This window comes from Streptomyces sp. NPDC053513 (assembly GCF_044544765.1).
GTDB lineage: Bacteria > Actinomycetota > Actinomycetes > Streptomycetales > Streptomycetaceae > Streptomyces > Streptomyces litmocidini.
This window is the reverse complement of record NZ_JBITXP010000004.1, coordinates 43139-65490: the sequence shown is the minus strand read 5'-3', so window position 1 is coordinate 65490 and position 22352 is coordinate 43139. Positions and strand designations below refer to the sequence as shown.

Below are 22352 nucleotides of genomic sequence, written 5' to 3'. Positions count from 1 at the left end.
CTACGCGCGGAACGGGCCCGTCACCTCGTAGGTGATGCCGCCCGAGGAACTGCCGGTGGTGCCGCGCTGGCTGGAGAAGTACAGGCGCGTGCCGTCGGGGGAGAAGGCCGGTCCGGTGATCTCGGAGCCGGACTGGCCGTTGATCCGCAGGAACGGCGTCACGACGTCGTCCGGCGTGATCAGACAGATCTCCATGTTGCCGCCGTCCTCGGCGACGTACAGGTCGCCGGAGGAGGAGCCGGTGATGTTGTCGACGCCGGTCAGCGGGGCGCCGCCGCCGACGACCAGCGAGTCGTCGTAGGCCAGTTCGTACGTGCCGGCGGCCAGGTTCACCTGCCAGACCCGGTTGTCGCCCTTGGTGGTGAACCAGACGGTGTCGTTCGCGTAGTGGCAGCCCTCGCCGCCGTTGAAGTGCTTGGCGGCGGGGACCTGGGTGCGGGTGGTGGCCGGGGAACCGTCCGGGTCCGGAACGTTCTGCCAGGCGAAGGTGCCGGAGGCGGCGGTGCCGGCCGTGAGCACCTGGAGGGTGCCGGAGGAGAGGTCGCCCCAGGTGGTGGGGACGAAGCGGTAGAAGCAGCCGTCCGTCTCGTCCTCGGTCAGGTAGACCACCCGGCGCACCGGGTCGGCGGCCGCGGCCTCGTGCTTGAACCGGCCCATCGCGTCCCGGCGGGTGGCGGTGCCGCCCCACGGGTTCGTCTCGTAGACGTAGCCGAGGGACACCTCCTCGCAGGACAGCCAGGTGTTCCACGGGGTCTTGCCGCCGGCGCAGTTCTGGCGGGTGCCGGAGAGGATCCGGTACGCGCCGGTGATCGTGCCCGCCGCGTCGAACCGCACCGCGCTCGCGCCGCCGCCCGGGTTGACCTCCGAGTTCGAGACGTAGATCCAGCCGGTGCCGTCGGTGAAGCAGGCGCCGCCGTCGGGGGCGTTGTGCCAGGCGTACGAGGTGCCGCTCACGGTCTGGCCGGACCGGGCGATCACCCGGCTGCGGAACCCGGCCGGCAGCTGGATGCCGTTCGCGTCGGCCGCGCCGAGCGCCCCGTACGGGCCGGCGCCGGGCTGGGCGGGGGCGGCGACGGCCGCGCTCTGCCACAGGCTGCCGCCGAAGGCGGCGGCCGAGGTGCCGATGACCGCTCCACGCAGGAAGGTGCGTCGCTCCACGTCTCACTCCCGAGAAGGGTGGTGCCCCGCCGCACCGGTCGGCGACGGGGTCGCGCGCTTCCGGAACCTAGGAGTACGGAGTTGACTGCGCGTCAATGAGCGGTGACGGGGAGGCGGCGGGTGCCGGGCGGGAACGGCGGTGTCGGTGCGGGGCGTTAGGTTCGCGTCATGTCGATCCACGCACGCCTGAGCGGTTCCGTACGGCTGCCCGGAGGCCGGGAGCTGATCACCGGCGATGTCTACGAGAGCCGCGGGGCCGGCACCCGCCGTGCCCTGCTGTTCCACGGCACCGACCTGGAGGTCCACGAGCTGGAGGACCTGTTCGCCGGGGAGCGGGCACCCGCGGCCGTCTTCCCGATGCCCTGGCCGGGCTGGGACCGGGGCGGCGCCTCGGTGAGCCCCGACGGCACCCTCGCGGTCTTCTCCGGACAGCGGGCCGTACGGGCCGTCGGCGCGGACGGCACGGCCCTGTGGGAGTACCGGCACCCGTGCTGGGGCCCCGTCCTCGGCCACGCGCACACCGGGGACGAGCAGCAGGTCTGCTACGGCTCCGAGCACGGCTCGGTCCGGGTCTCCGACGACGGCCGGTTCGTCTGGGCGCACGTCCTGGCCCCGGGGGAGGAGCAGCCCGAGGAGTGCTGGTCGGTCCTCGACGCCCGTGACGGACGGGAACTCGCCCGGCTGCCCCTCGACGACAGCGCGGCCGCCGGATCCCGCCACCTCTCGCACCCCGACGGCGTCCACATGGGGCTCTGCATCGGCATGGGCCAGGACGGCATCCTGCTGTACTGGGCCCGCTGGGACGGCGAGCGGCCGACCGTCTGGGACCTCAACGAGTCGCTCGACCGGATCCTCATCGACGTCCACCCCGCCCACGAGGGCTTCCTGACCGTCGAGCACTACGGGCACGACCTGAGCCTGCACGCCCTCGACGGCGAGGTCCTCGCCGAGCAGTCGGAGCCGACCTGGGACCACGCCGCCGGGTTCGTCGACGCCGACACGGTCATCGCGACCACCGGGGTCGTGTACGACAAGGGCCCCCGCCACTGGCTCCTCGACGCCCGCACCCTGGAGATACGCGGATCCGTCACGTACTCCCACGGCCCCGTCCCCGGCCTGGTCCGCCCCCTCGGCGACGGCAGCTGGCTCACGTACGACGAGAAGAGCGAGACGCTCAACCGCTGGACGGTCCGGTGACGGGGACCTTCGGCACTGGGGTCCGGCGCGGTGCCGGGGCACACTGGAGGGCATGCGTGCCACCCGGGACATCAGCGACCGCCACGACCTCGACGTGCTGCTGCGGCGCTTCTACGGCGCCGCCTTCGCCGACCCGCTGATCGGGCCCTTCTTCACCGAGATCGCCGGGACCGACCTGGAGGTCCACCTGCCGCGCATCGCCGACTTCTGGGAGCGCGCCCTCTTCCGCACCGCCGGCTACGGCCGCGACGCCTTCGCCCCGCACGCCGCCCTGCACAGCGCCCGGCCGCTCACCGCCGCCCACTTCGGCCGCTGGGTGCAGCTCTGGCAGGCGAGCGTCGACGGACTCCACAGCGGCCCCCGGGCCGAGCGGGCCAAGGCGCAGGGGGAGCGGATCGCCCTGGCCATGCTGAGGCGGCTGGGCGACGGGTCGACGGAGGGCACGGGCGGCGGGTTCGTCCCGCTGGCCGCCCTCGAACTGCGCTCCGTGGCCTGAACGAGAAGACCCTCCGGGAGCGATGAGTTCCGAGGGGCAGGGCCGTCCTACCTCTCGACAGCACCGCACGACGGAAGAGAGAGCGCCATGGCCCCGCAGATGATCTTCGTGAACCTGCCCGTGAAGGACGTCGACGCCGGCAAGGCCTTCTTCGAGAAGCTGGGCTACGCCTCGAACCCCCGGTTCAGCGACGAGACCAGCGCCTGTGTGGTCATCAGCGACACGATCTTCGTGATGCTCCTCGAAGAGCCCAGGTTCAAGTCGTTCATGGCCTCCGGCAAGGAGCTCTCCGACGCGACCAGGAGCACGGAGGTCCTGGTCACGCTGAGCGCCGAGAGCCGGGAGGCGTGCGACCGGCTCGCGGACGCCGCCCTCGCCGCCGGCGGCGGCCCGGCGAAGGAGCCGCTGGAGACGGACTTCATGTACGGCCGCTCCTTCACCGACCTGGACGGCCACCACTGGGAGGTCTTCTGGATGGACCCGGCGGCCGTCCAGGGCTGAGGCCCGGCGCCCGGATCAGGCCGAGACGCCGCCGTCGATCACCAGGTCCGTGCCGACGGCGGAGCCCGCGTCGTCCGACGCGAGGTACAGCACCGCCGCCGCCACCTCGGCCGCCGACGAGATGCGGCCCAGGGGCGACTGCTCCTTCATCCGGACCTCCCGCTCGGCCTCCGTCTCGCCGGGCCGCAGCGACATCGTGGACTCGGCGGCGCCGGGGCTGACGGCGTTGATCCGGATCCCGTCGCCGATGTGGTCCAGGGCCGCGGCCCGGGTGATCGCCGAGACCGCCGCCTTGGAGACCTGGTAGCCGAAGACGCCGGGGATCCGGACGTGCGGGCCCAGGTTGGACGCGATGTTCACGATGGCCCCGCCGCCGTTCGCCCGCATGTGGCCTACCTCGGCCTGGAGGGCGTGCAGCACGCCCGTGACGTTGACGTCGAGCAGCGTCCGCCAGTCCTCCAGCGGGAGGTCGGCGGCGCTGTGGCCGCCGCCCCGGAAGACCCCCGCGTTGTTCACGGCGACGTCCAGGCCGCCGAACAGCTCGACCGTGCGCCGGACCAGCTCCCGGGTGGACCCGGCGCTCGACACGTCGGCGGTGACCGCGGCGGCGGTGCCCCCGGCGGCCTCGATCAGGGCGACCGTCCCGTCGAGGGACTCCGCCGTACGGCCGGCGGCGACGACCTTCGCGCCCTCGGCGGCGAACGCGAGCGCGATGGCCCGGCCGAGACCGGAGCCGGCGCCGGTGACGAGGACGGCGCGGTCGGTGAAGCGTGCGGACACGAGAGCTCCTTGTGAGGTATTGAACTTGACCGTACGTTCCAGAATGGGTGCCGAAGAAAGGGCGCCCACGGGGGCGCCCGTTCCTCAGTCCAGGAGTGCCAGTGCCTGCTCCGCCGCGTCCCTGACCCGGCCCGGGTCGCTCGACACCTTGCCGACCACCCTGATCCCCTGCAGCAGGACGAGCAGCATCCGGGCGAGGGCCCGCGGGTCGCGGTCGGCCGGGAGTTCGCCCCCGGCGCGGGCCCGGGCGAGCGCGCCGTGCAGGAGCGTCTCGACCTGCTCCCAGCTCAGCTCGACCCGCCGGGCGACCACCGCGTCGTGCGGGCCCAGCTCCGCCGCCGAGTTGGTGACGAAACAGCCGTTCAGCCGCTCCCCGTCCGCCGCCGCCTCGGCGGCGAAGCGGCGGACGAGCGCCCGCACGGCCGGCAGGGCCGGGCCCGGTGCGGACAGTTCCTCGACGATCCCCGGATCGTGGGTCTCCGCATAGCGGTCCATCGCCTTCAGGTACAGCTCGCGCTTGTTGCCGAAGGTGGCGTAGATGCTGGCGCGGCCGATGTCGAGGTGCGCCACGAGGTCCGACATCGCCGTCGCCTCGTAGCCGCGCGCCCAGAACAGTTCGAGCGCCGCCTGGAGCGCGGCCTCCGGATCGAATTCCTTGGTCCTGGCCACGGGGAGACCGTACGGCTTTCTGGAACGATCGGTCAAGTCAAATGGAACGCACCGGATACACCGTCACCGCGACCTCCTCGTCGTCCAGGCACCGGCCCGTCTCCAGGTCGAACCGCTGCTTCAGGAGCGGCGAGGCCACGAACGGCCGCCCGTCCGCCGAGCCGATCAGCCCCCGGGACAGCACCTGCGCCCCCGTGAACGGATCGCGGTTGTCGATCGCGTACGTCCGGCCCGCCCGGTCCCGGAAGACCGCCGCCTGCCGGCCGTCCGGCAGCAGCACCGCCACGCCCCGGCCCGGGGTCAGCCTGGCCTCCTCGCAGACCGTCACCCAGGAGTCGGGGGAGGGGGAGAGTTCGAGGGTCGTCGTCATCGTCGTCGTCATCGGGAGGTGGCCCCTTCCAGCGTTCCGATCGTGAGAATCGTGAGGTCCGGCTTGATCTGGTCCCGCTCCGGCACGAACCGGACCGACGGGTCCGGCGCCCCGGGCGCGTTCACGAAGGACACGAAGCGCCGCAGCCGCTCCGGGTCGTCCAGCGTCTGGGCCCACTCGTCCCGGTAGTCGGCGACGTGCGCGGCCATCAGCGCCTCCAGCTCGTCGCAGAGCCCCAGCGAGTCGTGCACCACCACGTCCCTGAGGTGGTCGAGCCCGCCCTCCAGGCGCTCCAGCCAGGTCGACGTCCGCTCCAGGCGGTCCGCCGTCCGGATGTAGAACATCAGGAACCGGTCGATGAGACGGACCAGTTCGGCGTCCGAGAGGTCCTGCGCGAGCAGGTCCGCGTGGCGCGGGGTCGCGCCGCCGTTCCCGCCCACGTACAGGTTCCAGCCGTTGGCCGTGGCGATGATCCCGAAGTCCTTCGACTGCGCCTCCGCGCACTCGCGGGCACAGCCCGAGACCGCCGACTTCAGCTTGTGCGGGGCGCGCAGGCCCCGGTAGCGCAGCTCCAGCCGGATCGCCATCTGCACGGAGTCCTGGACGCCGTAGCGGCACCAGGTCTGCCCGACGCAGGACTTCACCGTGCGCAGCGCCTTGCCGTACGCGTGCCCCGACTCGAAGCCCGCGTCGACGAGCCGCGTCCAGATCGAGGGCAGCTGGTCCACCCGCGCGCCGAAGAGGTCGATCCGCTGACCGCCGGTGATCTTCGTGTAGAGCCCGAAGTCCCGGGCCACCTCGCCGATCACGATCAGCTTGTCCGGCGTGATCTCGCCGCCGGGGATGCGCGGCACCACCGAATAGGAGCCGTTGCGCTGCAGGTTGGCGAGGAAGTGGTCGTTGGTGTCCTGGAGGGAGGCCTGCTCGCCGTCGAGGATGTACCCGTTGTTGAGAGAGGCCAGGATCGAGCCGACGGTCGGCTTGCAGACCTCGCAGCCCTCCCCGCCCCGCGCCTCCTCCCGCCCGTGCGAGTCGAGCAGCGCCGCGAAGGAGGTCAGCCGCAGGGTGCGGGCGATCTCGTACAGCTCGCTCCGGGTGTACGAGAAGCAGCCGCAGAGCCCCTGGTCGGCGGGCGCCGGCAGCAGCTTCTCGATCACCTTCACGCAACTGCCGCAGCCCGTGCCGGCCTTGGTGCACCTCTTCACCTCGGGCAGGCTCGTGCACCGGCCGATCTCGTGCTTGGTGACGTTGTGGCAGGAGCAGATGACGGCGTCGTCCGGCAGGGCGGACGGGCCGAGCGCCACCGGCGCGCCCGCGCCCGCCGGGAGCACCAGCTGCTCGGGCGAGACCGGGGGCACGGTGCCGGTCAGCGGGCGCAGCAGACCGTACTGCTCGGCGTCGCCGACCAGGACACCGCCGAGCAGCACCCCGTCGGCGGAGACCACCAGCTTCTTGTAGACGCCCGCGCGGGAGTCGGAGTACACGACGTCGAGGCAGCCCTCGGCCGTCCCGTGCGCGTCGCCGAACGAGGCCACGTCCACGCCGAGCAGCTTCAGCTTGGTCGACATGTCGGCGCCCGTGAAGCCGTCCCCGGCCTCCTCGTCGGCGATCGCCGCCGCCGCCGTCTGCGCCATCTCGTAACCCGGCGCCACCAGGCCGTACACCCGGCCGTCCGAGGCCAGCGCGCACTCGCCGATCGCGAAGACCGCCGGGTCGGAGGTCCGGCAGAGCTCGTCCACGGCGATGCCGCCGCGCTCGCCGACCTCCAGGCCGCAGTCGCGGGCCAGCTGGTCCCGGGGCCGTACGCCCGCGGAGAAGACCACCATGTCCGTGGCCAGTTCGGAACCGTCCGACAGCCTCATGCCCGTCACGGCGCCGTCCGCCGTCACGACCTCCTGCGTGCCCGTCCCCGTGTGCACGGTCAGGCCCATCTTCTCGATCGTGCGGAGCAGGGCCGCGCCGCCGCCCTCGTCGACCTGCACCGGCATCAGACGCGGCGCGAACTCCACGACGTGCGTGTCGAGCCCGAGGCCCTTCAGCGCGCCCGCCGCCTCCAGGCCGAGCAGACCGCCGCCGACGACGGCGCCGGTCGTCGCCGTCTTCGCGTACTCCTCGATCGCGAGCAGGTCCTCGATCGTGCGGTAGACGAAACAGCCCTGGGCGTCCTTGCCGGGGACGGGAGGCACGAAGGGGTACGAACCGGTGGCGAGGACGAGGGTGTCGTACGCGACCACCCGCCCCGAGCGGGCCGTGACCGTCCGGGCCTCCCGGTCGATCGCCTCGGCCGGGTCGCCGACGTACAGCTCGATGCCGTGCCGCTCCATGAAGCCGGCCTCGACCATCGACAGGTCGTCCGGGGTCTTGCCGGAGAAGTACGAGGTCAGCTGCACGCGGTCGTAGGCCGGGCGCGGCTCCTCGCAGAGGACCACGATCCTGGCCCGCTCGGTGACGCCACGGTCGGCGAGCGCCTCCAGGAACCGCTGGCCGACCATTCCGTGGCCGACCAGGACGATGGTGGGAGTGGTCATGAGGAGCCTCCGTCGTGGGTGAGCAGGTGGAGCAGGGGGGCCTCGTCGGGCAGGGCTTCGTCGCCCTCCCAGGCCCTCGCGAGCGCGCCGACCGCGGCCAGGTCGCCGAGGAGGACGCCCCCGACGAGCCGGTCCCCGCGGACGACGACCTTCCGGTACGCGCTGCGCGTGGCGTCGGTGAGCTGGACGACGTCGTCACCGGGGCGGGCGGTGACTTCGCCGAAGGCGGCGAGGTCGAAGGGCTTCGGGCCGCCGAGGGTGAGCCGGGTGAGGGCGCGGGTGCCGGTGTAGGGGGCGGGGGCTCCGCCCCCGCCCGCCCCCGCGCTGGGCCCGCCCGCCGGTGCGGCGCCCGCCCCCGCGCCCGTTGTGGGCAGTCGTTCCGCTGGGGCGAGGGGGGTCCCCCCTGCTCGAGCGGAGCCGAGAGCTTGGGGGAGGGTGGGCACAACGGACGGCACCTTTGCGGGTGCCTCCGCCTCCTGTGCCTGGGCCCGCACCGCAAGCGCGTCGTCCTCGTGGTGCGGGTCGGCGCAGGGGCCGGATGCGCCGGCAAGGGCGCCGTCCCGTGTGCCCACCCGTCCCGCCCCGCGGGACGATTGCCCACACGGCGGGTGGGCGGGGGGTGCCGCTCCGGTGGGCGTGGACGTCTCCGCCAGGAGCAGTTCCGCCAGCGCGTCCGCCTGTTCCAGGGCCGGGCCCGCCAAGCCGTACACCCGCCCCCCGTGCTCCGCACAGTCCCCGATCGCGTGGATGTACGGGTCCGACGTGCGGAGGGCGTCGTCGACGACGATCCCCGTCGCGACGGACAGCCCCGCCTCCCTCGCCAGGGCCACCCGGGGCCGGACCCCGCACGCCAGGACCACGACCTGCGCGTCGAGGACGAAGCCGTCGGCGAGTTCGACCGCCGTGACCGCCCCGTCCCGCTGCCGCAGACCGCTGACCCGGCACTCGGTGTGGACCTCGACGCCGAGGGCCTCGACGTGCGAGCGCAGCAGGGCGGAGGCCTGGGCGTCGAGTTGGCGTTCCATGAGGCGTTCGCCCTGCTGGGTCAGGACCACGTCCGCGCCGAGCGCCGCGAGGGCCCGCGCGGCGGAGACGCCGAGGAGCCCGCCGCCGATGACCACGGCCCGCACCCCGGGCCGTACCACGGCGCGCAGCGACAGGCAGTCGTCGAGGGTGCGGAAGGGATGGACCCCGGAGGGGAGCGCCGCCCCGCGCAGTCCGCGCAGCGGCGGGAGGACCGGGTTCGAGCCGGTCGCCAGGACCAGCCGGTCGTATCCGACCAGCGAGCCGTCCGCGCACTCGACGGTCCGCGCGGCCCGGTCGATCCGCACCGCCCGCACCCCGAGCCGTACCGGCTCGCGGGTCCCGGGCAGGGCGATCACCTCGGGGGCGTACCGTCCGGCGAGGACGTCGGCGAGCAGCACCCTGTTGTAGGGGGCGTGCGGCTCTTCGCCGAGGAGGGTGACCGGCAGGCGCTGGGCGAGCCGGGCGCCCGCCGTTCCGCCCCCGACCACCACGATCCGTGTACTCATACCGGAAGGGTGCGGGGCCGGTGTTACCCGTCGGGATCCCGACTGTTTCCCGTACGGAACGCTGATCTCCGTCCGGGGCGGGGCCCGCTGTGAGGCCCGGCCGGCCCGGCACGGGCGCCGCAGGCTCTGAAGCAGCTCAACGATCAGGCGATCGATGGACGGGGCAACGATCGCCTCCCTAGGCTCACGGTCATGCCCGACATCTCGCTGACCACCCTTGTCCTGCTCTGTCTCGCCGCGCTCGTGGCGGGCTGGATCGACGCCGTGGTGGGCGGTGGCGGGCTGCTCCAGCTGCCCGCGCTGCTGCTCGGTCTTCCGCACGTCCCGGCCGCGTACGTCCTCGGCACCAACAAGGCCGTCTCGATCGTGGGCACCACGGGGGCCGCCGTCACCTATCTCCGCAAGGCGCCCGTGCGGGTGTGGACGGCGGTGCGGATCGGGCTCGCGGCCCTCGCCGGCTCCATGGCCGGCGCCTTCTTCGCGGCCGGGATCAGCAGCGAGGTGCTGCGCCCGGTGATCATGGTGGTGCTGCTCGGCGTCGCGGCCTTCGTGATGCTGCGGCCCTCCTTCGGCGCGAAGGCCGAGGGGGAGGAGCGGGCGCCGCTGACCCGGGCGCGGATCGTGACCGCGATCGTGGTCGTCGGCGGCGGGATCGGCTTCTACGACGGCCTGTTCGGGCCGGGCACCGGCACCTTCCTGGTCCTCGCGCTGACCGCCGTGCTCCACCTGGACCTGGTGACCGCCTCCGCCACCGCGAAGATCGTCAACGTCTGCACCAACGCGGGCGCGCTCGCCATGTTCGCCTACCAGGGCACCGTGTACTGGCAGCTCGCGGCCGTCATGGCCGTCTTCAACCTCGTCGGCGGGACGCTCGGCGCCCGGATGGCGCTGAGCAAGGGCGCCGAGTTCGTCCGCGGGGTGCTGCTCGTCGTGGTGTTGTCGCTGGTCGCGAAGCTGGCCTTCGACCAGTGGAGCTGACCGGAGCCGGGGGCGGGGCCAGGACGGGGCCGGGACCACTCGGCTCCGAGACCGGGACTACTTGACCCCGATGAGGTGGCCGAAGGCGACCACGTTCCCCTGGTAGCCGCCGCTCTTCTTCGAGAAGCCGCCCCCGCAGGTGATCACCCGGATCTCGGCCCGGTCGGCCTCGTCGTACACCTTGCGGTCCGGGAAGTGCTTGTTGTCGTACACCTCGATCGCGTCGACCGTGAAGACGGCGGTCCGCCCGTCCTGCCGGACCACCTCGATCCGGTGGCCCTTCTTGAGCGCGCCCAGGGTGTAGAAGACGGCGGGCCCCTCGGCGTTGTCGACGTGGCCCGCGATGATCGCGGTGCCCTTGGCGCCGGGCGTGGTGCCGTCCTCGTACCAGCCGGCCAGGTTCCGGTCCGCGGCCGGCGGCACGTCGAGCGCCCCGTCCGCCCTGAGGCCGAGCCGCGTCACCGGGGCGTCCACGTCGGTCTCGGGGATCCGGAGCCGGACCGGCACCGAGGGCGGCAGCGGGTCGGCGGCGGCGTCGGTGTGCACGCTCGGCCCGGCGGCGAAGGCCTGCGCGGCCGACGGAACGGGCGGGGTGACGTCCTCCGAGCCGTTGTGGACGAGCCAGATCCCGACGCAGGCGGCCGCGGCTATGCCCCAGCCCTTGCTCCTGTTGCTCACCTGGGTTCCCTCGGTCGCGCTTCGTGGGTGTGGCCCTGCCCCCGCCGGGCCGTGTGCGGGCGCGCGGCGGGGGCAGGACGGGCGGTGGTCTCAGTGGCCCTGCGCGCCGCTCGCCCGGCGCCGCAGGAGCCAGACACCGCCGACGGCAGCCGCGGCCAGCACCGCCGCGCCCGCCGTGACCTGGGCGGTGTCGGGGCCGACGCTGCCCCCGACACCGGTCTGGACGTGGCCGCTCGGACTCCGGTGCTTGACCCACAGGTCGCCCTTGGCGGTCTTGCCGTTGTCGCAGGCCACGCTGATCTTGTAGGAGCCGGCCTTGACGTGCTCCGGCACCTCGAACTGCCCGACCACGACCTCCTTGTGCGTGCTCGGCCTCAGGTGGAACTCGCCCGCGCCGAGCGAGTTCGCGTCGCCCACGCCGTGCCCGTGCTTGCCGCAGGCGAGCGTGTTCACGGTGACGGTCTCGCCCGGGGAGGCGGACGACGGGGAGAGCTCCAGCGACTCGTGACCGCCGCCGCCCGAGTTCCAGTTCCCGCCGGTCGAGCCGGTCGAGCCGGTCGAGTTCCAGCTCTCGCTGTTCGAGCTCCAGCTGTCGTCCTCCGCGTATGCCGCGGGGGCGGCGAAGGCCCCGATCGCGGCGACCGCCAGCGCGGTACCGGTGAGCAGGCGGGCAGTGGTGCGCATGGGGGTCCTCCGGGGCGCGCGAGCGGTCATGCCGGCTGGTCCTGCCGGGAGGGACGTCCCGGAGCCGGACCTTCTGAGACCGAGATAAGAGGCATGTCGCGCGCCCCGCCTCCTGATGAGGCATCAGGATTGCTCCGTCCGATACGGTGTGTCGCCTGGATTTCGGGTGTTTCCGCAGGTCAGGGCGGTCCACGAGTCGTCAGCTGACGGTCCGTGCCGAACGGGTGAGCATGCGAACGGCCGGGCGTGCGAAAGGGCCGGGGCACCCGAAGGCGTCCCGGCCCGTCGCCTTCCCGTCAGCCGCGGTCCGCCCCGCAGCCGGACCCGGACGGCAGGCAGCCGCCCGGGCGCCCGGCGGAGCCCACCGACGCGTGCCGACATCGCCGGCACTCGTGCAGGACCAGGATGATCCGCTCCCCGGCGCAGCCCACGGCGGGCGAGGTGTACGTCCGGTGCGGCGTCGCCGCGGCGCACCGGGGGCAGTCGAACGTCCGCTCCTCACCGGTCGTCATCGCCCCGCCCTCCCGGCGCCGCCCCGGGCGCCCGTCCCGAGGGCGGCGAGGGCTCCGAGGAACAGCCACGCCTCCTCCGGGGCTCCCGCGCCCGTCGCGGGGGAGAGCACCAGGATGATGCCGAGGACGAGCGAGGCGAGGAACGCGGCGCTCCTGACCGGAAGGTCTACTCTGAGATCGACGAACACGGGGTTCTCCCTTGCGTGTGGTCGGAAGGCCGCCCCTGCTCCTGCCCGGATGCGAAGGGGCGGCCTCGGCCGTTTCCGTCCTTTTCCGTGATGTCCGAGAGGTCCGTCAGGTCACATGGGGTGTCCCTCCTCCCTGCCTGACCGGTATCAGGCTCGATGTACCGAGTGTGCGGCGGCCGGGAGGCCCGGGCAATGGCTGGAAGACGCGCGTAGACCGGTACTGACGCGGCGGAACGCCCGCATCGGTCTGTCAACTCCTGTGAAGCTGAAGGACAATGACGGAACAACGGAGAACACCCGGGAACGTCCTGCCGGGAACGTCCTGTGACGCGAAGGGCACCGCTCATGACCGACACGGCCTCGTACGGTCCGCAGGCCCGCTTCGCCGCCGAGTTGCGCGAGCTGCGCCGGCAGAACCTCACCAAGCCGACGCTCGACGCGCTCGCGCGGTCCATGGAGTGCGCGCGCAGCAACGTTTCGATGATCCTGAACGGCCACCGCTTCCCCTCCTGGGAGCACATGTGCGCGCTCGTCGAGGCCCTCGGCGGGAAGCCCGCCGACTGGCGGGAGCGCTGGCTGTCCGCCCGGCGTGAGATCGAGGAGGCCGGCAGGGCGGGCGACGCCCCGCCGGCCTCCCTGCCGCCCCTCCCGTTCGACGCGCTCGCGGGCGGGGAGACGCTGCCCGGGGTCCACTGGTACAAGGACAACCGGGAGTTCTACGAGGCCGCGGCGGAGCGGGTGCGGGGTGCCGGTTCGGAGATCCGGGTCACCTACACGCGCCGCTACCCACCCGACCAGACCAGTACGAACGCCTCCCGTGAGTACTTCAGGGCGGTCCAGGAGTGGGCCGCCGCCGACAGCGAGGACGAGCGCAGCGTGCGCCGGATCATCGGTGTGCCCGAGCGGGACGGGGTGCCCGACAGGGACGTCCTGGCCTGGGTGCGGCGGCATCACGGGGAGACCGAGGGCATCCTCAACTACGAGGCCGCCGTGATGCGGTGGACCGCCGCCGCCGACGGCCTCAACATGGCGCTGATCGACGACAGCGTGGCCTTCCTGGCCTTCTCCGGCGGGTCACGTCAGCGGCTGAACGGCTTCAGCGTCGAGCACCCCAGGTTCATGGGGTACTTCGCCGCCTACTTCGACCAGCTCTGGGTCGCCCTCCCCTCGCTCGCCCACTACCTGGACGAGCTCCCCGGCTGAGCCGGAGCCGCGATGTCCTCCGGCGTCACGCCGTCGTACGCCGCGAACACCCGCCCCATCAGCTCCTCGTCCACCGCGAACGCCAGCCCGTCGATCGCCGTCACGGGCGCGATCGCCCGGGAGTTGGCCACGAACGCGGCGCGGTAGCCCGGGAGGTCGGCCAGGGTGACCGGGCGCCGGACCGACTCCAGGGGGCCCTCCAGGAGGGTCATGGTGATGCCGACGAGGCAGGGGGCCGACGGCCAGACCACCGAAGTGCCGTCCCAGAAGGCGATGTTGGTGACCGCACCCTCGGAGATCTCGCCGTGCGGAGAGGTCAGCAGGGCCTCGTCGTAGCCGGCCCGGCGGGCCGCGTCGCCGTGGAAGCGCTGGCCGAAGCCGCCCAGGTGCTTGATGTGCGGCGCGGGCCGCCGGTAGTCGACGGCGGTCAGGCGCTGCGGGGCGCCGGGGCCGTCCGGGGCGGGGTCGGCGACGGTCACGACGGTGCGGACGCCGGGGTACACGTACACCCGGACCGAGGCGTCCCGCCGCCCGGCGTTCGCGAGGGCTCCGGCGACGAGCTCGCGCACCCGCCCGCCTTCCAGATCCCGGCCGAAGAGCTCGCGGGTGGAGCGGTCGAGGCGGTCGAGGTGCAGGTCGAGGCCCTTAACGCGCCCGTCCCGCACCTGCATCGCGGTGTAGTGGCCGTAACCGCTCATGAGGGCGGCGAGGAGCTGCGGATCGGCCGCCGGGGCTCCGTCGATCTCGATGTGCGCGGGAGGTGTCGTCATGCCCTCACCGTACGGGGGCGGGCGGCGCCGGGCCCCGACCGGCTTGACGGGGGCGGTACTTGGCGGGGCGGGGGAGGTGCGGCACTCGACAGCGCGCAGGACGCGCGGCGCTTGACCTCAACCAAACTTGAGGTACCACGATCCTCGGCATGCTGTTCCGACTGCTCGCCTCCCGCCTCCGGCCGTACGGCCCCCTCCTCGTCCTCCTCGTCGCCCTCCAGCTCGTCCAGACCCTCGCCTCCCTCGCCCTGCCCACCCTCAACGCCGGCGTCATCGACCACGGCGTGCTGCGCGGCGACACCGGCCGCGTCCTGCGCGGCGGCGCCGCCATGATCGCCGCCACCCTCCTCCAGGCCGCCGCGGCCGCCGCCGCCACCTACACCGGCGCCAGGATCGGCATGGGCGTCGCCCGCGACCTGCGCTCCGAGGTCTTCCGCCGGGTCCAGGACTTCTCCGCCCGGGAGCGCGGCCGCTTCGGTGCCGCCTCCCTCATCACCCGGACCACCAACGACGTCCAGCAGATCCAGACGTTCACCGTCCTCGTCCTCACCATGCTGGTCGCCGCCCCGCTCCTCTGCGCCGGCGGACTCGTCATGGCCCTGCGCCAGGACGTGCCGCTCGCGCTCGTCCTGCTCCTCTTCGTGCCCGTGATGACCGGCGCCGTCGGCACCGTCGTCCTGCGCATGCGGCCCCTCTTCCGCGGCATGCAGGAGCGCGTCGACCGCGCCAACCGCGTCCTGCGCGAGCAGATCACCGGCGTCCGGGTCGTCCGCGCCTTCGTCCGCGACCGGCACGAGCGGGAACGCTTCGCCGCCGCCAACGACGAGCTCCTCACCGTCGGCCTGCGGGCCGGGCGGCTCCAGGCCCTCATGTTCCCCACGGTCCTGATCGTCTGGCAGCTGACGACCGTCGCCCTGGTGTACGTCGGCGCCCACCGCATCGACTCCGGGGCCCTCCAGCCGGGCGGCCTCGTCGCCTTCCTCGGCTACCTCCTCCAGACCTCCATGTCCGTGATGATGGTCCTCTTCCTCCTCATGCACATGCCCCGCGCCGAAGCCGGCGCCGAGCGCGTCCGCGAGGTCCTCGACACCCGCCCCTCCGTCACCCCGCCCGCCCACCCCGTCCGGACGCTCGACCGGCGCGGGCACCTGGAGGTCAGGGGCGCGGACTTCCGCTACCCGGGCGCGGAGGAGTCGGTCCTGAAGGACGTGGGGCTGGTCGCCCGGCCCGGTGAGACGACCGCGATCATCGGTTCGACGGGCAGCGGGAAGTCGACGCTGCTCGGGCTGGTGCCCCGGCTCTTCGACGCCACCGGCGGCGAGGTCCTCGTCGACGGCGTCGACGTGCGGAAGCTGGACCCCGCCCTGATGGCCAAGACCGTCGGACTCGTCCCCCAGAAGCCCTACCTCTTCTCCGGCACGGTGGCCACCAACCTGCGGTACGGGAAGCCCGACGCCACCGACGAGGAACTCTGGCACGCCCTGGAGGTCGCCCAGGCCGCCGACTTCGTACGCGAACTGGAGCACGGCCTCGACGCCCCCGTCTCCCAGGGCGGCGCCAACTTCTCCGGCGGCCAGCGCCAGCGCCTCGCCATCGCCCGCCTGCTCGTCGCCCGCCCCCGCCTCTACCTCTTCGACGACTCCTTCTCCGCCCTCGACCCCCGCACCGACGCCCGGCTCCGCACCGCCCTGCGCGAGGAGACCGCCGACGCCACCGTCGTCATCGTCGCCCAGCGCGTCTCCACCATCCGGCACGCCGACCGGATCGTCGTCCTCGACCGGGGCCGGACCGTCGGCACCGGCACCCACACGTCCCTCATGCGGGACAACCCCACCTACCGGGAGATCGTCCTCTCCCAGCTCACCGAGGAGGAAGCCGCATGAGCACGGCGACCGCGACCCGCGCCCCGAGCCCCGCGAAGGCCCCCGTCCGCACCGGCCCCCCGCCCCAGCGCGGCCCCGGCCTGGCCACGCCCTCCCTCGAACGCTCCCTCTCCTTCCGCTCCTCCGGCCTCCGCCTGCTGCGCACCCTCGCCCCCGACCGGGCCCGGCTGCTCGCCGTCCTCGCCGCCGGAGCCGCCGCCGTCTCCCTCTCGGTCCTCGGCCCCCTCCTCCTCGGCCGCGCCACCGACCTCGTGATCACCGGGGCCACCGGCCCCGCCGGCGTCGACTTCGCGGCCGTCGGCCGGATCCTCGCCCTCTCCGTCGCCGTCGTCACCGGCTCCTCCGCCCTCACCTGGGTCCAGCTGCGGATCGCCACCACCGTCGTCCAGCGCGCCGGGCACCGGCTCCGCGAACGGGCCCAGCACAAACTGGCCAGGCTGCCCCTCGCCTACCTCGACGGACAGCCGCGCGGCGAGGTCCTCTCCCGCACCACGAACGACATCGACAACATCACCCAGACCCTCCAGCAGGCCTTCAGCCAGATGACGCGCGCCCTGCTCACCCTGACCGGCGTCCTCCTGATGATGTTCTGGATCTCCCCGCTGCTCGCCCTCGTCGCCCTCGCCACCGTGCCCGTCTCGGTCGCCGTCGCCGCCTTCGTCGGCAAGCGCGCCCAGCCCCAGTTCGTGAAGCAGTGGGCGGTCACCGGCCGGCTCGGCAGCCACGTCGAGGAGACGATCACCGGCCACACCGAGGTCGTCGCCTTCGGCCGCCGCGCCGAGGCCGTGCGCCGCTTCGACGAGCTCGGCGAGGAGCTCTACCGGGCGAGCTTCCGCGCCCAGTTCGTCTCCGGCTTCATCCAGCCCGCCCTGACCCTCGTCGGCAACCTCAACTACGTCGCCATCGCCGTCGTCGGCGGGCTGAGGGTGGCGAGCGGCACCCTCTCCGTCGGCGACGTGCAGGCCTTCGTCCAGTACTCGTACGACTTCAACGGCCCCATCACCCAGGTCGCCGCCATGGCCAACCTCCTCCAGTCCGGAGTGGCCTCCGCCGAGCGGGTCTTCGACCTCCTCGACGCCGAGGAGGAGTCCCCGGAGCCCGCCGCGCCCCGCAGGCCCGCCGAACTCCGCGGCCGGGTCTCCTTCGAGGAGGTCGCCTTCCGGTACGAGGACGGCAAGCCGCTCATCGAGGACCTGTCCCTCACCGTGGAGCCGGGCCGGACCGTCGCCATCGTCGGCCCCACCGGCGCCGGCAAGACGACCCTGGTCAACCTGCTGATGCGCTTCCACGAGGTGACGGCCGGCCGGATCACCCTCGACGGCGTCGACACCGCCGCCATGACCCGGGAGGAGCTGCGCTCCGCCACCGGCATGGTCCTCCAGGACACCTGGCTCTTCGGCGGCACCATCGCCGACAACATCGCCTACGGAGCACCCGGAGAGGTCTCCCGCGAGCGGATCGTCGCCGCCGCGAAGGCCGCCCGCGCCGACCGCTTCGTCCGCACCCTGCCCGCCGGGTACGACACCGTCCTCGACGAGGACGGCGGCGGCCTCAGCGCCGGCGAGAAGCAGCTGATCACCCTCGCCCGCGCCTTCCTCGCCGACCCGGTGATCCTCGTCCTCGACGAGGCCACCAGCTCCGTCGACACCCGCACCGAGCTCCTCGTCCAGCAGGCCATGACCTCCCTGCGCGCGGGCCGCACCAGCTTCGTCGTCGCCCACCGGCTCTCCACGATCCGGGACGCCGACACGATCCTGGTCATGGAGGGCGGCTCGATCGCCGAGCAGGGCACCCACGAGGAACTCCTCGCCGCCGGAGGGGCCTACGCCCGGCTGCACGCCGCCCAGTTCGCCCGTACGGTGGAGACGTGATCGTCACCGTCCGCACCACCACCGACGCGCGCGCCAAGGCCGACGCCCTGGCGCGCGGCGCCGTCGAGGCCCGGCTCGCCGCCTGCGCGCAGATCGCGGGCCCCGTCACCTCCGTCTTCCACTGGCGGGGCGCGATCGAGACCTCCGAGGAGTGGGAGGTGGTGTTCAAGACCACCGAGGCCCGCTACCAGGCCCTGGAGGCGCACCTCCTCGCCGCCCACGACTACGAGACGCCCGAGATCCTCGCCACCCGGGTGACCCGGGTCAGCGAGGGCTACGCCCACTGGGTCGAGCAGGAGACCCGGGCGGCCGAGGCGATCGAGCCCCCGGCGCCCGAGGAGCGTCCGTTCTTCGTGTACGGGACGCTGCGCCCGGGCGCGTACAACCACGACCGCTTCCTCGCCGGCCGCATCGGCTCCGAGGCGGACGCCGTGCTGCACGGGGCGGTCCTGCACGACGGACCCGGCTATCCGTACGTCGTCCCGGCGGAGAAGGGCCAGGTGGTCGGCACGCTGCTGACGCCCGCGCCCGGCGCGTACGGCGAACTGTTCGGCCTGCTCGACCGGCTGGAGCTGCCCGTCGGATACGAGCGGGTGGCGAGGGACGTCGTACGGGTGCGGGACGGGGCGCGGGTGTCCGCCTGGGTGTTCCTGGCGGCCCCCGACGCGCCCCTCGGCCCGGTCATCGAGAGCGGCGACTGGTTCAGCCGGCCTCAGCGACCACTTCGAGGCGCACCGCGCACACCTTGAACTCGGGCATCCGCGAGACCGGGTCGAGCGCCGGGTTCACCAGCGTGTTGGCCCGCCCCTCCCCGTACCAGTGGAACGGCATGAAGACGGTGTCCGGCCGGATCGCCGTCGTGATCCGCGCCGGGGCGACGGCCCGCCCGCGCCGCGAGACCACCGCCAGCGCCTCGCCCTCGGCGACCCCGAGCCGCTCCGCGAGCCGGGGGTGGAGCTCCACGAAGGGCCCGGGCGCCGCCGCGTTCAGCTCCTCGACCCGCCGGGTCTGCGCCCCCGACTGGTACTGGGACACGACCCGGCCGGTCGTCAGCACGACCGGGTAGTCGGCGTCCGTCTCCTCGGCCGCCGCCCGGTGCACCACCGGCACGAACCGGGCCCGCCCGTCCGCCGTCGCGAACCGCTCCAGGAAGAGGCGCGGGGTGCCCGCGTGCTCCTCGTCCGGGCACGGCCAGAAGACGCCCCGCTCCTCCTCGATCCGCCGGTAGCTGATGCCCGCGTAGTCGGCGGGCCCGCCTGCCGAGGCACGGCGCAGCTCCTCGAAGACCTCCTCCGGGTCGGTCGGGAAGCCCTTCTCCCAACCGAGCAGCCCGGCGAGCCCGTGCAGCACCTCCAGGTCGCTGCGGACGCCCGGGGGAGGGGTGAGGGCGCGGCGGCGCAGCAGCACCCGCCCCTCCAGATTGGTCATGGTGCCCGTCTCCTCCGCCCACTGGGTCACGGGCAGGACGACGTCGGCGAGTTCGGCGGTCTCGGAGAGCACCACGTCCGCGACGGCGAGGAAGTCGAGCGACCGCAGCCGCTCCTCGACGTGCGCGGCGCGCGGCGCCGACACCACCGGGTTGGAGCCCATGAGCAGCAGCGCCCTGACGTCCCGGCCGAGGGCGTCGAGCAGCTCGTACGCGCTCCGCCCGGGCCCCGGCAGCGACTCCGGGGAGACGCCCCACACCCCGGCGACGTGCGCGCGGGCGGCCGGGTCGTCGAGCTTGCGGTAGCCGGGCAGCTGGTCGGCCTTCTGGCCGTGCTCGCGGCCGCCCTGGCCGTTGCCCTGGCCGGTGAGGCAGCCGTAGCCGTTCAGCGGCCGGCCGGCCCGGCCGGTGGCGAGGCAGAGGTTGATCCAGGCGCCGACGGTGTCGGTGCCCTTGGACTGCTGCTCGGGTCCGCGGGCGGTCAGCACCATGGCGTTCTCGGCGTCGCAGAACATCGCGACGGCCTCCCGCAGCTGCGGCACGGACACGCCGGTGATCCGCTCGACCTGCTCGGGCCAGTGGGACATGGCCCCGGCGCGGGCGCCCTCCCAGCCGTCGGTGCGCTCGCGCACGAAGTCCTCGTCGACCCGCCCCTCGGCCACCACCAGGTGCAGCATGCCGAGGGCGAGCGCGAGGTCGGTGCCGGGGCGCGGCGCGAGGTGCAGGTCGGCCTGCTCGGCGGTGCGGGTGCGGCGCGGGTCGACGACGATCAGCTTCCCGCCGTTCTCCTTCAGCTCGGTGAGGTAGCGCAGGGCGGGCGGCATGGTCTCGGCGAGGTTGGAGCCGACGAGGATCACGCACCCGGTCCTCGGGACGTCCTCCAGGGGGAAGGGGAGCCCCCGGTCGAGGCCGAAGGCCCGCTGGTGCGCGGCGGCGGCCGAGGACATGCAGAAGCGGCCGTTGTAGTCGATCTGCGAGGTGCCGAGGACGAGCCGGGCGAACTTGCCCAGCGTGTACGCCTTCTCGTTGGTGAGGCCGCCGCCGCCGAAGACCCCCACGGCATCGGGACCGTGGTCGGCGCGGGTCCGGCGAAGGCCTTCGGCGACGGCGGAGAGCGCCTCCTCCCAGGACGCGGGCTCCAGGGCCCCCGTGTCAGGGCGCCGGACCAGGGGCTCGGTGAGCCGGACCCGGGAGGAGAGTACGGAGGGGGCGGTGCGGCCCTTGCCGCACAACGCGCCCCGGTTGACGGGGAAGTCGGTCCGCTCGACCACCTCGGCGGGCAGCTCCGGCACACCGGTGGGGCGCAGCGACATGCCGCACTGCAGGGCGCAGTAGGGGCAGTGGGTGGGAACGGTGGCGGCGTCGGACATGCGGCAAGGGTGCGTCCGGCGTGTTACGCGGGGCGGCGTCCCGTATTACGGGCGCGGTGCTCTCCGCTCCGTTCAGCGCCTGCCGGCCGGTGAGGCCAGCGCCTCGGCGACGCCCTTCTCCTCCGGGCCGAGGAAGCGCGGATCGGGGCGGAGCCCGGCGTCGAGGGCGGCCTTCCCGGCGGCGAAGACCTCGCGGGTGGTGCCGTAGTACCAGGTGCGGTCGTGGGGTTCGGCGACCCCGACCCCGTACACGTCGAGGCCCGCCCGGCCGCACAGGGCGACGGCCCGCTTGATGTGGAAGTCCTGGGTGACGAGGACGGCCCGGTCGACGCCGAAGACCTTCCGGGCGCGGACGCAGGAGTCCCAGGTGTCGAAGCCCGCGTAGTCGCTGACGATCCGCCGGTCCGGCACCCCGCGCGCGGTGAGGTAGGCGCGCATGGCGCTCGGCTCGTCGTACGCGGTCCGGCTGTTGTCGCCGGTGACGAGGAGGACCCGGACCTTGCCCGCGCGGTACAGCTCGGCGGCGGTGTCGAGGCGGTGCGCGAGGTACGGAGTGGGGCGCCCCTTCCAGAGGCCGGCGCCGAAGACGACGGCGACGTCCCGGGCGGGCACGTCGGCGACGGTACGGAGGCGGGGCGCGGCGGCCGTCTGCATCCAGGTGGCCGGGGCGAGCGCGAGGACGGCGCCCAGCATCACGGCCTGGACGGTGCGGCGGCGGGCCCGGGTGGTGCGGGGGATCAACCGGGTGAGCCGTGCCGGCATGCGGAAACCTCCGTGGGGCGGGAAGCGGTGTCGGTCTGTCACCCCGTCCGACGCGCATCGGCCGGATTCGGTTCACCGGACGCCCGGTCTGTTCCGTAGAGCACACCGGCGAGGCCCATCCCGAGGAGCATCCCGAGCAGCTGCGCGGCGGCGAAGGCGGGCACGGAGGCGGGGGCGATGCCGGTGAAGGAGTCGGAGAACGACCGGCCCAGCGTGGCCGCCGGATTGGCGAAGGAGCCGGAGGAGGTGAACCAGATCGCCGCGCCGATGTAGCCGGCGACCGCGACGGGCGCGAGGGCGGGGCGGCCGATGTGGCGCAGGCCCTGGACGACGAGGACGAGCCCGGCGGTGGCGACGGCCTCGCCGAGGAGGAGGTGGAGCTCGGTGCGCGGCTCGGTGGCCCAGGCACCGGGCGCCCGTCCGAACATCGCCTCGGCGAGCAGGGCGCCGGTGACGGCCCCGGCGAGCTGGGCGGCGATGTAGGCGAGGACCTCGCGGCCCTTGCCCTCGTGGCGCCGGGACCACCACTCGGAGAGCGTCACGACGGGGTTGAAGTGGGCGCCGGAGAGCGGGCCGATGAGGGCGATCAGCAGGCCGAGGCCGAGGGCGGACGCGGCGGCGTTGGCGAGCAGCCGGACGCCGATGTCCTGGCTCAGGGAGTCGGCGCGGATGCCGGAGCCGACGACGACGGCGACGAGGGCGGCGGTGCCGATGAACTCGGCTGCGGCGCGCCGGGGCAGCGCGGGCGGGGACATTCTCATAACGGAAAAGATATTCCGTTATTCGGAAGGAAAAA

At 73.5% G+C, this 22352-nt stretch carries 22 protein-coding genes; 8 read left to right on the top strand and 14 right to left on the bottom strand.

Annotation, left to right across the window (positions count from 1 at the left end; all coding sequences use genetic code 11):
• Nucleotides 1-1158 (bottom strand): alkaline phosphatase PhoX, encoded by a 1158-nt coding sequence (locus ACIGW4_RS08150; protein ID WP_399579204.1) that lies wholly within the window; start codon nucleotides 1156-1158, stop codon nucleotides 1-3.
• A gap of 168 nt (nucleotides 1159-1326) precedes the next feature.
• On the opposite strand from ACIGW4_RS08150, the gene ACIGW4_RS08145 reads away from it, so the two are divergent.
• From ACIGW4_RS08145 to ACIGW4_RS08135, 3 genes are all read left to right on the top strand, one after another.
• A complete protein-coding gene (locus tag ACIGW4_RS08145) occupies nucleotides 1327-2355 on the top strand; it encodes a hypothetical protein (RefSeq protein ID WP_399579202.1) in 1029 nt (342 codons plus the stop codon).
• Between the two features lie 52 nt (nucleotides 2356-2407).
• Nucleotides 2408-2851 carry a group III truncated hemoglobin gene (locus tag ACIGW4_RS08140; RefSeq protein WP_399579201.1) on the top strand — a complete coding sequence of 148 codons (444 nt, stop codon included), beginning with the start codon at nucleotides 2408-2410 and terminating at the stop codon, nucleotides 2849-2851.
• 87 nt (nucleotides 2852-2938) lie between these two features.
• Complete coding sequence (locus ACIGW4_RS08135) at nucleotides 2939-3352, top strand: glyoxalase (protein ID WP_359587644.1); 414 nt, start codon at nucleotides 2939-2941, stop codon at nucleotides 3350-3352.
• A gap of 15 nt (nucleotides 3353-3367) precedes the next feature.
• Here ACIGW4_RS08135 and ACIGW4_RS08130 read toward each other — a convergent pair whose 3' ends face one another.
• The 5 genes from ACIGW4_RS08130 to ACIGW4_RS08110 form a co-directional block, all read right to left on the bottom strand.
• Nucleotides 3368-4132 carry an SDR family NAD(P)-dependent oxidoreductase gene (locus tag ACIGW4_RS08130; RefSeq protein WP_123452098.1) on the bottom strand — a complete coding sequence of 255 codons (765 nt, stop codon included), beginning with the start codon at nucleotides 4130-4132 and terminating at the stop codon, nucleotides 3368-3370.
• 84 nt (nucleotides 4133-4216) lie between these two features.
• On the bottom strand, nucleotides 4217-4801 hold the full coding sequence (locus ACIGW4_RS08125; protein ID WP_399579198.1) for a TetR/AcrR family transcriptional regulator: 585 nt from the start codon (nucleotides 4799-4801) through the stop codon (nucleotides 4217-4219).
• 37 nt (nucleotides 4802-4838) lie between these two features.
• Nucleotides 4839-5183 (bottom strand): nitrite reductase small subunit NirD, encoded by a 345-nt coding sequence (gene nirD, locus ACIGW4_RS08120; protein ID WP_398708821.1) that lies wholly within the window; start codon nucleotides 5181-5183, stop codon nucleotides 4839-4841.
• Nucleotides 5180-7699, bottom strand: coding sequence for a nitrite reductase large subunit NirB (nirB, locus tag ACIGW4_RS08115; RefSeq protein ID WP_398708823.1), 2520 nt, complete (start codon nucleotides 7697-7699; stop codon nucleotides 5180-5182). Before nirB ends, nirD begins: the two co-directional genes overlap by 4 nt.
• The gene (locus tag ACIGW4_RS08110; RefSeq protein WP_399579195.1) at nucleotides 7696-9231 is read right to left on the bottom strand and encodes an NAD(P)/FAD-dependent oxidoreductase; all 1536 of its coding nucleotides are present in this window, start codon (nucleotides 9229-9231) and stop codon (nucleotides 7696-7698) included. The genes nirB and ACIGW4_RS08110 overlap by 4 nt, the downstream gene beginning before the upstream one ends.
• Before the next feature lie 192 nt (nucleotides 9232-9423).
• On the opposite strand from ACIGW4_RS08110, the gene ACIGW4_RS08105 reads away from it, so the two are divergent.
• On the top strand, nucleotides 9424-10209 hold the full coding sequence (locus tag ACIGW4_RS08105; protein WP_123452088.1) for a TSUP family transporter: 786 nt from the start codon (nucleotides 9424-9426) through the stop codon (nucleotides 10207-10209).
• Nucleotides 10210-10266: 57 nt separating this feature from the next.
• On the opposite strand, the gene ACIGW4_RS08100 is transcribed toward ACIGW4_RS08105, so the two are convergent.
• The 4 genes from ACIGW4_RS08100 to ACIGW4_RS08085 form a co-directional block, all read right to left on the bottom strand.
• The gene (locus ACIGW4_RS08100) at nucleotides 10267-10887 is read right to left on the bottom strand and encodes a class F sortase (protein ID WP_123452086.1); all 621 of its coding nucleotides are present in this window, start codon (nucleotides 10885-10887) and stop codon (nucleotides 10267-10269) included.
• Between the two features lie 90 nt (nucleotides 10888-10977).
• Nucleotides 10978-11571 (bottom strand): hypothetical protein, encoded by a 594-nt coding sequence (locus ACIGW4_RS08095; protein WP_398708827.1) that lies wholly within the window; start codon nucleotides 11569-11571, stop codon nucleotides 10978-10980.
• A 296-nt stretch (nucleotides 11572-11867) separates the two neighbouring features.
• Nucleotides 11868-12083, bottom strand: a complete 216-nt coding sequence (locus ACIGW4_RS08090) for a hypothetical protein (RefSeq protein WP_123452082.1) — start codon at nucleotides 12081-12083, stop codon at nucleotides 11868-11870.
• Nucleotides 12080-12271, bottom strand: coding sequence for a hypothetical protein (locus ACIGW4_RS08085; protein WP_123452080.1), 192 nt, complete (start codon nucleotides 12269-12271; stop codon nucleotides 12080-12082). Before ACIGW4_RS08085 ends, ACIGW4_RS08090 begins: the two co-directional genes overlap by 4 nt.
• Before the next feature lie 345 nt (nucleotides 12272-12616).
• On the opposite strand from ACIGW4_RS08085, the gene ACIGW4_RS08080 reads away from it, so the two are divergent.
• Nucleotides 12617-13474 carry a helix-turn-helix domain-containing protein gene (locus ACIGW4_RS08080; RefSeq protein WP_398708829.1) on the top strand — a complete coding sequence of 286 codons (858 nt, stop codon included), beginning with the start codon at nucleotides 12617-12619 and terminating at the stop codon, nucleotides 13472-13474.
• Here ACIGW4_RS08080 and ACIGW4_RS08075 read toward each other — a convergent pair.
• Nucleotides 13450-14244, bottom strand: coding sequence for an aminotransferase class IV (locus ACIGW4_RS08075; RefSeq protein ID WP_399579187.1), 795 nt, complete (start codon nucleotides 14242-14244; stop codon nucleotides 13450-13452). The genes ACIGW4_RS08080 and ACIGW4_RS08075 overlap by 25 nt on opposite strands.
• Nucleotides 14245-14393: 149 nt before the next feature.
• Here ACIGW4_RS08075 and ACIGW4_RS08070 point away from each other — a divergent pair, with 149 nt between their 5' ends.
• From ACIGW4_RS08070 to cutA, 3 genes are read left to right on the top strand one after another with little or no spacing between them, the layout of a single operon-like run.
• On the top strand, nucleotides 14394-16127 hold the full coding sequence (locus ACIGW4_RS08070; RefSeq protein WP_399579184.1) for an ABC transporter ATP-binding protein: 1734 nt from the start codon (nucleotides 14394-14396) through the stop codon (nucleotides 16125-16127).
• Nucleotides 16124-17998: an ABC transporter ATP-binding protein gene (locus tag ACIGW4_RS08065; RefSeq protein ID WP_399579181.1), complete on the top strand. Its 1875-nt coding sequence runs from the start codon at nucleotides 16124-16126 to the stop codon at nucleotides 17996-17998. The genes ACIGW4_RS08070 and ACIGW4_RS08065 overlap by 4 nt, the downstream gene beginning before the upstream one ends.
• Nucleotides 17995-18747: a divalent cation tolerance protein CutA gene (cutA, locus tag ACIGW4_RS08060; protein WP_123452072.1), complete on the top strand. Its 753-nt coding sequence runs from the start codon at nucleotides 17995-17997 to the stop codon at nucleotides 18745-18747. Before ACIGW4_RS08065 ends, cutA begins: the two co-directional genes overlap by 4 nt.
• On the opposite strand, the gene ACIGW4_RS08055 is transcribed toward cutA, so the two are convergent.
• From ACIGW4_RS08055 to ACIGW4_RS08045, 3 genes are all read right to left on the bottom strand, one after another.
• Nucleotides 18701-20794 carry a molybdopterin oxidoreductase family protein gene (locus tag ACIGW4_RS08055; RefSeq protein ID WP_123452071.1) on the bottom strand — a complete coding sequence of 698 codons (2094 nt, stop codon included), beginning with the start codon at nucleotides 20792-20794 and terminating at the stop codon, nucleotides 18701-18703. The two genes, cutA and ACIGW4_RS08055, sit on opposite strands and share 47 nt — an antisense overlap.
• Before the next feature lie 72 nt (nucleotides 20795-20866).
• Nucleotides 20867-21556, bottom strand: coding sequence for a vancomycin high temperature exclusion protein (locus ACIGW4_RS08050; RefSeq protein WP_399579178.1), 690 nt, complete (start codon nucleotides 21554-21556; stop codon nucleotides 20867-20869).
• A 38-nt stretch (nucleotides 21557-21594) separates the two neighbouring features.
• Entirely contained in the window at nucleotides 21595-22317 is a 723-nt protein-coding gene (locus tag ACIGW4_RS08045; RefSeq protein ID WP_123452067.1) for an aquaporin, read from the bottom strand.
• Nucleotides 22318-22352 lie beyond the last annotated feature (35 nt).